Annotated in this window: 11 protein-coding genes; 1 reads left to right on the forward strand and 10 read right to left on the reverse strand. The window is 72.8% G+C overall.

Annotated elements, in window-relative coordinates; translation table 11 throughout:
- Window positions 1–333: 333 nt before the first annotated feature.
- On the reverse strand, window positions 334–1,806 hold the full coding sequence (locus O7625_RS25580) for an MDR family MFS transporter (protein WP_067307260.1): 1,473 nt from the start codon (window positions 1,804–1,806) through the stop codon (window positions 334–336).
- Window positions 1,807–1,901: 95 nt separating this feature from the next.
- Between O7625_RS25580 and O7625_RS25585 the strand changes: the two genes are divergently transcribed.
- Complete coding sequence (locus O7625_RS25585) at window positions 1,902–2,498, forward strand: TetR/AcrR family transcriptional regulator (RefSeq protein WP_282342224.1); 597 nt, start codon at window positions 1,902–1,904, stop codon at window positions 2,496–2,498.
- A 23-nt stretch (window positions 2,499–2,521) separates the two neighbouring features.
- Here O7625_RS25585 and O7625_RS25590 read toward each other — a convergent pair whose 3' ends face one another.
- From O7625_RS25590 to O7625_RS25630, 9 genes are all read right to left on the reverse strand, one after another.
- The gene (locus O7625_RS25590) at window positions 2,522–3,583 is read right to left on the reverse strand and encodes an ROK family protein (protein ID WP_282342225.1); all 1,062 of its coding nucleotides are present in this window, start codon (window positions 3,581–3,583) and stop codon (window positions 2,522–2,524) included.
- Between the two features lie 3 nt (window positions 3,584–3,586).
- On the reverse strand, window positions 3,587–4,285 hold the full coding sequence (locus tag O7625_RS25595) for an HAD-IA family hydrolase (RefSeq protein ID WP_282342226.1): 699 nt from the start codon (window positions 4,283–4,285) through the stop codon (window positions 3,587–3,589).
- Between the two features lie 11 nt (window positions 4,286–4,296).
- Complete coding sequence (locus tag O7625_RS25600; protein WP_282342228.1) at window positions 4,297–5,373, reverse strand: Gfo/Idh/MocA family oxidoreductase; 1,077 nt, start codon at window positions 5,371–5,373, stop codon at window positions 4,297–4,299.
- A complete protein-coding gene (gene rifK, locus O7625_RS25605) occupies window positions 5,370–6,536 on the reverse strand; it encodes a 3-amino-5-hydroxybenzoate synthase (RefSeq protein ID WP_282342229.1) in 1,167 nt (388 codons plus the stop codon). Before rifK ends, O7625_RS25600 begins: the two co-directional genes overlap by 4 nt.
- A gap of 90 nt (window positions 6,537–6,626) precedes the next feature.
- Window positions 6,627–7,484 (reverse strand): shikimate dehydrogenase, encoded by an 858-nt coding sequence (locus O7625_RS25610; RefSeq protein WP_282342230.1) that lies wholly within the window; start codon window positions 7,482–7,484, stop codon window positions 6,627–6,629.
- On the reverse strand, window positions 7,478–8,749 hold the full coding sequence (locus O7625_RS25615) for a 3-deoxy-7-phosphoheptulonate synthase class II (protein WP_282342231.1): 1,272 nt from the start codon (window positions 8,747–8,749) through the stop codon (window positions 7,478–7,480). Before O7625_RS25615 ends, O7625_RS25610 begins: the two co-directional genes overlap by 7 nt.
- Window positions 8,746–9,807 (reverse strand): 3-dehydroquinate synthase family protein, encoded by a 1,062-nt coding sequence (locus O7625_RS25620; RefSeq protein WP_282342232.1) that lies wholly within the window; start codon window positions 9,805–9,807, stop codon window positions 8,746–8,748. The genes O7625_RS25615 and O7625_RS25620 overlap by 4 nt, the downstream gene beginning before the upstream one ends.
- Window positions 9,804–9,968, reverse strand: a complete 165-nt coding sequence (locus O7625_RS25625) for a hypothetical protein (protein WP_157517697.1) — start codon at window positions 9,966–9,968, stop codon at window positions 9,804–9,806. The genes O7625_RS25620 and O7625_RS25625 overlap by 4 nt, the downstream gene beginning before the upstream one ends.
- A gap of 32 nt (window positions 9,969–10,000) precedes the next feature.
- Window positions 10,001–10,681 (reverse strand): arylamine N-acetyltransferase, encoded by a 681-nt coding sequence (locus O7625_RS25630; RefSeq protein WP_348774028.1) that lies wholly within the window; start codon window positions 10,679–10,681, stop codon window positions 10,001–10,003.
- Between the last annotated feature and the right edge of the window lie 56 nt (window positions 10,682–10,737).

Below are 10,737 nucleotides of genomic sequence, written 5' to 3' on the forward strand. Positions count from 1 at the left end.
CGAGCCATCGTAGGGTAGGGCAGGCTCGCGCGACTGACCATACCTCAGGGAGACATTTGCGAACCGGGTTGTGGATCACCTACTCGGGTGTCTAATTTGGGCAACCTCCGAGGTCTGTCCACTTTGTTCTGAAGAGGAGAAACAACGTGACCTCACGGTCACTCTGCAGATATGTTCGGGACACCGGGACAGCCCGCCGGGATGATCGCCGCATCCCCCGAGTACCCTGACCGCCCACTCATCCGGATGCGACTCCCCCGACACGGGAAGAGACGACGACGAGCGCACACATCGACTCGCCGATGTCGATTGCATAAAGGTGTACGGTGCTGATCAGGCGCGGGCGGGGACTTCGGATGGGGATTGCTCGGAATCGGGAAGGGGCTTGGGTCGGCCGGGGAGCAGCAGACAGAGTGGCACGGCGACGGCGGTGAAGCCGACCGACCACCAGAAGGTCGTGCCGAACGCCCGGGTGAGGGCCTCCGGCGTCCGGGCACCGGACCCGGCGTGCTGGAGGATCATGGCCAGCACCGCGGTGCCGAGCGAGCCACCGATCTGCTGGGTGACCAGGACGATGATGCTGGCGTTGGGGATGTCGCGGTGGTCCATGCCGAGGTACGCCGCGCTGGCCAGCGGGATGGTGGCGATGCCCAGCCCCAGGCCGCGCACCACCAGGACCGCCATCAGCAGCGGGTACGGCGAGTCGGGGGCGACGGCGAAGGGCACGGTGGCCAGGCCGACGACGCAGAAGCCGGCGAACGCGATCCACCGTGGTCCGACCCGGTCGGTCCACCGGCCGGCGAGCGGCCGGGACAGCAGCGAACCGATGCCCTGCGGGATGAGCAGCAGCCCGGCGCCGAGCGCGTCCTCACCCCGGGCCTGCTGCCAGTAGAGCGGCAGCAGCAGCATCGCGCCGTACAGGGTCACGCCGACCAGGAAGAGCAGGGCCGAAGACGCGGCGAGCGACCGGTGACGCAACAGCCGGACGTTCACCAGCGCCCCGGACCCCCGGCGCAACGCCCAGCCGATGAAACCGGCGACCAGGACGAGACCGGCCACCAGGGGCACCAGGACCCGGCGGCTGCCGAGACCGGAGGTGACCGGGATCTGGGAGAGGCCGTAGATGAGAGCGGCGGCCCCGGGCGACAGCAGGAGCAGGCCGACGGCGTCGAGCCGGCCCCGCTCACCGTCGGGGCGGTCGTCGGGCAGGTTCCGGAAGGCGAGCCAGCCCCCGACGGCGCAGAACAGGATGTTGACCCCGAAGAGCAGCCGCCAGTTCCCGGTGGCCAGCAGGAGGCCACCCAGGACGGGGCCGAGGATCGGGCCGAGCGCCACCGGCAGGCTGATCGTCGCCATGACCCGGCCGATGTTGCGACCCCGGACGGCCTGCATGATGAGCGTGCTCATCAGCGGCATCATGATGCCGGCGGCGACACCCTGGACGATCCGGAAGACGATCAGGCTGGGGGCGTCCCAGGCCGCCGCGCAGAGCACCGATCCGAGCAGGAAGAACCCGAGCGAGCCCAGCCACAGCCGCTTGCCGCCGGCCGCCGCCTGGGCCCAGCCGACGATGGGGATGGTGACGAACATGGCCAGCAGGTAGCCCGTGCTCACCCACTGGATGGTGCTCAGCGGCGCGTCCAGGTCGCGGGCCAGGTCGTTGATGGCGACGCTGACGATCGTGGTGTCGAAGACCGCCGCCAGGGCGCCGACGATGACGGTGAGCGCCAGGCGGCGTACCACCGGATCGATGCGGTCGGAGTCGGTGGGTGCGGCGGCGGGCGCGGAGTTGCCGGACGCAGACATGGGGCACATCCTAAGATACAGCTCTGTTTCTTATCGAGACGTCACTGTAGGTCGGACGCAGCAGGCCCGCAAGTATGCTGCGCGGGTGAGTCGAGGTGAGTGAGACGGGCAAGCGGCGTCGGGGCACCGCCCTGGAACAGGCCCTGCTGGACGCGTCCTGGCAGGAGTTGGAGGAGGCCGGTTACGCGCGCTTCACCATGGACGCGGTCGCCACCCGCGCCGGGACCAGCCGTCCCGTGCTGTACCGGCGCTGGGGTGACCGGCTCGAACTGCTGCGTGCCACGATCGTGCACGTCCTCGAACGCAACCGTGTCCCGGCGCCCGAGGACACCGGCTCGCTCCGTGGCGACCTGCTGGCCCTCATGCAGGAGATCAGCCGCACCCGCACCGAGTTCGTCACCGTGCTGAGCGTCCACCTCGCCGGGTACTTCGAGGAGACCGGCACCGGTCCGGCCGACCTGCGCGACGTCATCCGCTACGGCCGCCCGCACGCCCTGGACATCGTCTACCGACGGGCGGCGGAGCGGGGCGAGATCGACCTGGACCGGCTCTCCCCACGGGTCCGCGAACTGCCGTTCACCCTGTTGCGGCTGGAACTGCTCACCACCCTGCAGCCCGTTCCCGACGAGACCCTGGCGGACATCGTCGACACGATCGTGCTGCCGCTGCTCCGGCCCACCGGCGAGGGCTGACCCGGCAACGGCCGGGCCGCCGCTCACCCGCCACCGGCGGGTGGTGGCACCGGCGTGCCGGCCGGCGGCGACGTCAGCGTGCCGGCGGCCGTCCACGGCGACGCGCCGGAAGCCGCCGACGTGCCGGAAAGCGGCGATGTTCGGGAAAGCGGCGACGTGCCGGAAAGCGGCGACGCCCGCGCCGGGGGCGACGCGACGAGGCGGGCGAGCGACACCGCGCCGTGCAACGACGACAGGCCGCCCAGCACCGCCGGTCCCACCGGCAACGGATCCTGCCCGGCCCGCGTCAGCTCGGCCAGCCGGGCGGCCAGCAGGTCGACGAGTTCGGGGACGCCGGCCGCGAACCCGCCGCCGATCAGGGCGCGCTGCGGATGGACCAGTTCTCGCACGCTGGTCACGGCGGCGGCCAGCGCGCGGCACGTCCGGTCGACGGCGGCGACGGCCCAGGGCTGTCCGGCGCGCAGCGCCGGCCCCAGCTCGTCGGGGCCGACCTCGGATCCCCGCAGCCGACCGGCGCGGCGCAGGGTGGCCGGTCCGGAGGCGACCGCCTGGAGGCAGCCGTGCCGGCCGCAGACGCAGCTCGCACCGCCCGACTCGACGATGACGTGCCCGATCTCGAACGAGCCCCGGTCGGGTCCGGGACAGGGGACGCCCCCCAGGACCAGGCCACCGCCGACCCCGGTACCCACCCCCACGTAGAGCAGATCGTCGCAGCCCGCCGCCCGCGCCTCGGCGAGCGCGCCGAGGTCGCCGTCGTCGGCCCAGGCCACTGTCGTACCGGGGAACAGCGCCCGCAGCGCCGCCGCCAGGTCCAGGCCGGTCCACTCCGGTCGGCTGGGCCAGGCGGTGACCCGGCCCCGCGGGTCGACCGTCGCGGGCATCGCGACCCCCACCGCGCGCAGCGGGACGCCGACGCGCGCCCGCAGCCGGGTCAGCTCCCCGGTGAGCCGGGCGAGATCCCGGTCCACGCTGTGCCGGGGCTGCCAGGCCAGGGTGGACTCCCAGACGGACCCGTCGTCGGCCTCAACCCGGATCGCGACCTTGGTGCCGCCGACGTCGAGGCCGAGGTAGTGGGCCGGCTCCACCGGTCAGCGGGCCCGGACGGCCGGGCAGTGGGCGAGCAGGTCGGTGGGGTGGTGCAGCACCAGGTCGGGGCCGCCGGCGAGCAGTTCCTCGACGTCCTCCGGTGGCGCCCACAGGGCCGCCGCCGAGGCGACGCCGGCCCCCTTGGCGCTGGCCAGGTCGGTCGGCGCGTCCCCGATCATGACGGCCCGTTCGGGTGGGACGTCCAGCAGGTCCAGGGCGCGTCGCACGATGTCGGGGGCCGGCTTGGGGCGGGCCACCTCGTCGGAGCCGATCACGTGGGCGAAGAACGGGAGCAGGCCGAGCCGGTCGAGCAGCGAGCGGGCCCGCGGCCCGCTCTTGCCGGTGGCGATCGCCAGCCGCAGACCGCGCACCCGCAGGGTCAGCAGCAGTTCGAGGATGCCGTCGAAGACCTGCACCTGGTCGGCGAGGCGGTAGCTCTCCCGGACGAACGGCTCCTCCATCGCCAGCGGTAGGTTCATGATCCGCATGATGTCGGGGAAGTAGCGACCCAGGTGCCGGCGGTACTCCCCGAAGGGGGCCGGACCGTCGCCGACGACCTCTGCGTACGCGACGGCGAAGGCCTCGCTCATCACCGCGAAGCTGTCGACGACGACCCCGTCGAGGTCGAAGATGACCGCGTGCCGGACCGGTGTCGAGGGATCGGTCACGGTCGCCGGACGGTCGACGATCGGAAACGCCATGGAGCACCCCTTCACTGGTACGCGGGCACCGTCCGCCGGGCACGCGCCGATCCCGCCGACGCGTAGAAGTTCTCGATCATCTGCACGATCGGCCGGGTCTCGGCGATGGCGCGGCCCCGGGTGCCGGGATCGGCGAGCATCGCGGCGAGATCGTCCAGCTGCCGGGTGTACTCGATGCCGATCCGCTCGGTCGGCACCGGCAGCCGGGTGGTGGTGCCCTCCCGGGTCACCGTCAGCACGGGCTCGGGATCCCGGTTGGGGCTGAAGCCGAAGGTGCACCTCAACTCCGCCACCCCGGCCCGGCCCTCGACGCGGATCGACGACACGTCCCGCGCCTCGTGCGACGCCCAGCTGGCCCGCAGGGAGACCGAGACGCCGTCGTCGCGTACCAGGAAACCGCGGGCGGTGTCCTCCACGTCGGCGGCCTCCGCGCCGGGCTCGTCCTGCCGCCACGCCGCCCGCCACGCGCCGACGTTGACGAAGTCGTCCGACGTCACGCCGATAACCTGGGTGAAGGAAGCCGGCCCGAGGAGGAACGCCAGCGTGTCGACCAGGTGCCAGCCGAGGTCGAACAGCGCTCCCCCACCGGCCTTGCCGCGCTGGGTGAACCAGCCGCCGGCGCGGGGCACCCCCCGGGACCGGGTCCAGCCGAGGTCGACGTGCCGGATGTCGCCCAGCTCCGCCAGGGTCCCCCGCAACGCCGCGACGTCGCCCCGGTAGCGGGCGGCGCTGCCCGCCAGCAGCATCCCGCCCCGGCGTTCGGCCATCGCGAGGACGTCGGCCTCGGCCGAGGTCAGGCAGACCGGCTTCTCGACGAACACCGAGATCCCGGTGGCGAGCAGCGCGCCGGCCACCTCGACGTGCAGGTGGTTGGGCACCGCGACGACGGCCAGGTCGACCTCGCGCGCGGTGAACGCGTCGACGGTGGGGTACACGGCGAGGCCGGTCTCCTCACGGAACGCCGCCCGCGACGCCGGGTCGGCGTCGACCACCGCGACGACCTCGAACTCGGCGTGCTCGCGCAGCAGCGGAAGCCACAGCTCCCGCCCGGCCCAGCCGAGCCCGACCACCGCCACTCGGATACTCATGCGCCGGCCACGGCGGCGGCGACGATCTCGGCCGTCGCGTGCATCTCCTGCTCTCCGGCGAGCAGGACCCGGTGGTGCAACCAGACGCAATCCTCACTGATGGCGTCGGTGTTCGGGCAGCGCTCCGCGATGGCGTCCAGGCTCTCCTCCGGTGCGCCGAACTCCCAGAAGGCCTCCGTGCGGTAGATCGCCCGGAACCCGGCGAACGCCGGCAGGCCCGCCGCCACCAGCCGGTCGACCAGGGCGTTGCGACCCTCCTCGCTGATGCCGGGGACGCGGAACATGGCCATGTAGTGGGAGTTGCGGTCGGCGCGCACGTCGCCGCCCTGCGGCACCACCCCGTCGATCGCCCCGAGCAACCGCGACAGCAGTTCCCAGCGCTGGTCCCGCAGCGCGATCTGCCCGTCGAGGCGGCGCAGCTGCGCCCGCAGGACGGCCGCGGAGAACTCGTTGAGGCGCATGTTGGAGCCGGAGATCCGGTGCAGGTACCGGCGGTCGTTACGGGGGCGGCCACAGCTGTGCCGCAGGAACGCCAGCTCGTACTTCTCGCTCTCGCCCTCCGGGAACACCACGACGCCGCCCTCGCCCGCGGTCATCAGCTTGCCGTTCTGGAAGCTGAAGGTGGCGATGCTGCCGAGTTCACCGACGCGCCGGCCCTGCCACTGCGCGCCGTGCGCGTGGGCGGCGTCCTGGAGCAGCGGCACACCGTTCTCGGCGGAGATCTTCGCCAGCGTGTCCATGTCGGCCATCAGACCGGCCATGTGCACCGGCATGATCACCTTGGTGCGCGGCGTGATGGCGGCGGCGACCGCTCCCGGGTCGATGTTGTAGGTGTCCGGGTCGACGTCGACCGGCACGGTGACCGCGCCGAGCCGCTGGGCCGCCTGGGAGGACGAGATGAACGTGAAGCCCGGGACGATGACCTCGGTGCCCGGTCCGACGCCCATCACCTGTAGGGCGAGCTCCAGCGCGTGGGTGCCGTTGGTGACCGCCAGTGCGTGCTCGGCCCCGTGGTGGTCGGCGAACTCGCGCTCGAACGAGTCCACCTCGGACCCGCCCATGCGCCACCACTGGCCCTGTTCGAGCGCACGGATCAGGCCGTCCCGCTCGGCATCGTCGTACTGAGGCCACGCGGGGAATTCTGGTGCCGGTCGCGCGTCCATGGCTCTCCGATTCTCGTGATCGATCCCATTGGGAGAAAGCGTGAATGGCCGTGTGACAGGGAAAGACCGATTTCAGCCTCTCGCGTCATGCTATGAGCACGATCGGTAGCCAACATCCCTCGGTCTGGTAGTCGTCGCCCTGTCCTGCCACCGGAAGAACTCGCGGTACAGGTCGAGCTGCCCGTCGAGCATGTGGATGCCGTGGTGGACCGGGTGCCCGAGCGCCGCGGCGGCCCGCAGCAGCCGCGTCTGGCGGGGATGCATGATGATGTCGGCGACCACGCTGCCCGGCGGCAGCAGCTCCGGCCGCACCGGCAACGGGTCGCCCGGATCCAGCCCGAGCGGCGTGGCGTTCACCACCAGGTCGGCGTCGTCGAGGTCCGGCCCGGCCGAGGTCGTGGTCCGGCCGGGCCAGTGCCGGTCCAGCCGGGAACGAAGCCCGGCCAGCCGGCCGGCGTCCGGGTCGCACACCGCCAGCCGGTCGACCCCCGCCGACAGCAGCGCCGCCGCGATGGCGCTGCCCGCGCCGCCCGCGCCGACCAGGGAGACCCGCCGGCCCGCCGGTTCGTGGCCGGCCGCCACCAGGCCGGCCACGAAGCCCAGGCCGTCGAAGTTCTCCGCGTACCAGCTGCCGTCGTCGTCCCGGCGCAGCGCGTTGGCGCTCCCGGCGATCCCCACCATGGGGCTGTGCCGGTCGGCGAGCGCGACGACCGCCGCCTTGTGCGGCACCGTGACGAAGATGCCGTCGACGTTGCCCCCGCAGCGCAACCCGTCGACGACCCGGGCGAGGTGCTCCGGCCGGGTGTGCACCGGGACCAGCACCGCGTCGAGGCCCAGCCGGGCGAAGATCGGATTGACCAGCAGGGGTGAGCGCACCTGGACGACGGGATCGCCCAGGACCGCGTACAGCCGGGTGGTGCCGCTGACGGGTGCGGGCGCGCTCAGCACGACCCGGCCCGCCCGGCCGTGCCCCGCCCGGTCAGCAGCTCCGCGACCACCACCGCGAGCTCGACCGACTGCTCGGCGTTGAGCCGCGGGTCGCAGGCGGTCAGGTACCGGGCGGGCAGGTCGGACTCGGTGACGCCGCAGGCCCCGCCGAGGCACTCCGTCACGTCCTCGCCGGTCACCTCGACGTGGATGCCGCCCGGATGGGTGCCGAGTCCCCGGTGCACCTCGAAGAAGCCGGCCAGTTCGTCGACCACCCGGTCGAAGTGCCGGGTCTTGAACCCGTTGCCCGACAGCCTGGTGTTGCCGTGCATCGGGTCGCACTGCCAGACCACCTGATGCCCGGAGGCGTTGACCTTCTCCACGATCGGCGGCAGCACGTCCCGGACCAGACCGTGGCCCATCCGGCTCACCAGCGTCAACCGGCCGGGCACGGCGTCCGGGTCGAGACGCTCCACGTACTCGACGGCCAGCTCCGGGGTCACCGTCGGGCCGATCTTGACACCGATCGGGTTGGCCATCAGCTCCGCGAGCGCGATGTGCGCCCCACCGAGCTGCCGGGTCCGCTCACCGATCCACAGGAAGTGCGCGAGACCGCTGGTCAGCCGGCTGTCGGGGCCGCAGCCGTCCGCCCAGAGCACGGCCCGCTCGTAGTCCAGCAGGAGCATCTCGTGACTGACGTAGACCCCGCCCGCGCCGACCCGGCGGACCACCTCCATCGCGTCCGTCGCGTGCGCGTGGGCGCGCAACATCCGGGACGGGTCGGGGGTACGGGCGGCCAGGGTGGGCTCGGCGGAGTTGACGATGTCACCGCGGTACACCGGCAGGCCCGCCGCGTCCACGGCGTTGGACCGGGGCTTGGCGTACTGCCCGGCCATCCGGGCGATGCTGACCACCGGCAGGCCGCCGGCCCCGGTCAGCACGGCCGACATCCGGGACAGCACCCCCAGGTTGGCCAGCAGGTGCGCCTCCGTGTTGTCGGCGAAGGTCTCGGCGCAGTCGCCGCCCTGGAGCAGGAACGCCTCGCCCCGGGCGACCGACGCGAGCCGGGCGGCCAACCCGGCCGTCTCCGCCGGGGTCACGATCGGATCCACCCGCCGCAACTCGGCGACGACGGCGTCCACCCGGTCCGGGTCCGGCCAGTGCGGTTGCTGCGCGGCGGGACGGGACACCGCCTCCTCCAGCCGGCCGGAGAGCCGCTGGTCCGCCGGGCAGCGGGCAGGTGCCGGGTCGTCGACCCCGCCCGGCGGGTGCGGGAACCGTCTCATGTCAGGACCGCATCGGAGGCGGCCCCGACCAGCGTGGCCAGCGGCAGCCGCGGCATCTCGTCGAGGACGCGCCGGACCGCGTCCACCGGCACGTCGGTGACCAGTTCCGCACCCCCGGGTCCGTCCAGGACGAACCCGAGGCCGTCGACCGCCTTCTTGTCCCGGCGCATCTGACCGACCAGACGAGCGGAATCGACCTCGGCGGGCAACGCGGTGGGCAGACCGTAGTGCCGGACCACGGCCAGGTGCTCGTCGGCCCTGGCCCGGTCGATCCGGCCCAGCACGAAGGCCAGCCGCCCCGCGAAGACGGTGCCGACGGCGACCGCCTCACCGTGGCGCAGCGCGAAGCCGGTCGCCACCTCCAGCGCGTGGCCCAGGGTGTGGCCGTAGTTGAGCAGGTGCCGGCGGCCGGCGTCACGCTCGTCGACCTCCACGATGCCGGCCTTCAGGGCCACGCTGGCGGCGATCTGTTCCGGCAGGGACAGCCCACGCAGGTCGCCGGCGCCGATGAAGTGGCAGCGGGCGATCTCCCCGAACCCGCTCGCCATCTCCCGGGCCGGCAGGGTCGACAGGTAGTCCGTGTCGCAGAGCACCGCCCGGGGCTGCCAGAACGCGCCCACCAGGTTCTTGCCCTCGGGCAGGTTCACCGCCGTCTTCCCGCCGACGCTGGCGTCCACCTGGGCGAGCAGCGTGGTGGGCAGGTGGATCACGTCCACCCCCCGGTGGTAGAGCGCGGCGGCCAGCCCGACGACGTCGGTGGTCGTCCCACCGCCGCACGAGACGACGACGTCGTTCCTGGTCAGGCCGAACCGCACGAACTCGCCGCACAGCGCCTCCACGGTGGCGAGGGTCTTACCGTGCTCACCGTCGCGGGCCGGCAGCAGCAGCGTCTCCACCCCCGGGTCGGGCACCCAGTGCGGTGGCCGGGCCGACACCACGACGGCCCGCCTCGCGCCCAGCCGGCCCACCACCGCGGCCAACGACGACCGGACCCCCGCACCGACCGACACCTCGTAGGAGCGGTCGCCGAGCCGTACCGGAACCGTGCTGCCGTTCACGGCGTCTTCTCCCTGCTCGCCGGGGTGGGCCGGCCGGTGGGACGGGCGGCCCCCGGCACGGGTGCACCGCCGCAGAAGGCCCACACGAACCGGGAGTACTCCGCGTAGCAGGCCCGGACGAACGCGACGAACCGGACGGACGGATGATCCAGGTTCTCCATGGTCTCCCTTTCTGGTAACGACCGGCTCGGGCTCAGTCGAGGTCGCCGGCGAGGATGCGGGACAGCAGCACCCGGTGCTCGTCGTCGTCGGTGATCGTGCGGACCTGCTCACGGCCGTTGCGGACGGTCAGGTACCGGCGCTGCCGCAGGAACACCTGGCCGTCGTCCACGGCCCGGCCGCACAGCACCTCCCGGGTGTCGTCCCGCCCCGGATCGGCCAGGATCTCCCGGAAGTTGCTCTCCATCTCCTTCCAGTCGCTCCACTGCCGGGGTTGCCGGGTGAACGTGTAGACGGTGCTCCACCGGGTGGCCACCCCCCGGCGTTGCAGCGCGGTCCCGGACTCCTGGTCGACCAGCCGGAACTGGCTGCCGTACTGGGTCTGCACCGGGCCGCCCACCCGCAACGGCTCCACGTAGGTCGGCCCCGGGTAGCCGACGTCCACCAGCCAGTCGGCACCGTCCAGGGCGACCCGGACGAACATGTGCTCGACGTCGCTGCCGAACGCCGCCCGGCCCTCGGCGGTGCTCCCCGCCAGCAGCGTCGTCCGGTAGCCCAGCTCGCCGAGGAGCCGGTAGAACAGGCGGTTCAGGTGGTAGCACGCGCCGCCCCGCCCGTCGGCGATGCTCCGGTCGAACACCTCGTCCTCGTCGAGGTCGACCACGGCCACCCCGTCGGCCAGGTCGTAGGCGAGACTGCTGTACGGGATCGCCATCAGGTGCCTCTTCTGCAGCAGCCGCAGCGTCTCCAGGTCCACCCCGGTCGCTCCCG

This window comes from Micromonospora sp. WMMD714, assembly GCF_029581315.1.
Taxonomy (GTDB): Bacteria; Actinomycetota; Actinomycetes; order Mycobacteriales; family Micromonosporaceae; genus Micromonospora; species Micromonospora rifamycinica.

Coding starts and splice junctions, on each gene's coding strand:
- O7625_RS25580 (WP_067307260.1), bottom strand. CDS start 1,806: ATGTCTGCGTCCGGCAACTCCGCGCCCGCCGCCGCACCCACCGACTCC.
- O7625_RS25595 (WP_282342226.1), bottom strand. CDS start 4,285: ATGGCGTTTCCGATCGTCGACCGTCCGGCGACCGTGACCGATCCCTCG.
- O7625_RS25600 (WP_282342228.1), bottom strand. CDS start 5,373: ATGAGTATCCGAGTGGCGGTGGTCGGGCTCGGCTGGGCCGGGCGGGAG.
- rifK (WP_282342229.1), bottom strand. CDS start 6,536: ATGGACGCGCGACCGGCACCAGAATTCCCCGCGTGGCCTCAGTACGAC.
- O7625_RS25615 (WP_282342231.1), bottom strand. CDS start 8,749: ATGAGACGGTTCCCGCACCCGCCGGGCGGGGTCGACGACCCGGCACCT.
- O7625_RS25625 (WP_157517697.1), bottom strand. CDS start 9,968: ATGGAGAACCTGGATCATCCGTCCGTCCGGTTCGTCGCGTTCGTCCGG.
- O7625_RS25630 (WP_348774028.1), bottom strand. CDS start 10,681: ATGGCGATCCCGTACAGCAGTCTCGCCTACGACCTGGCCGACGGGGTG.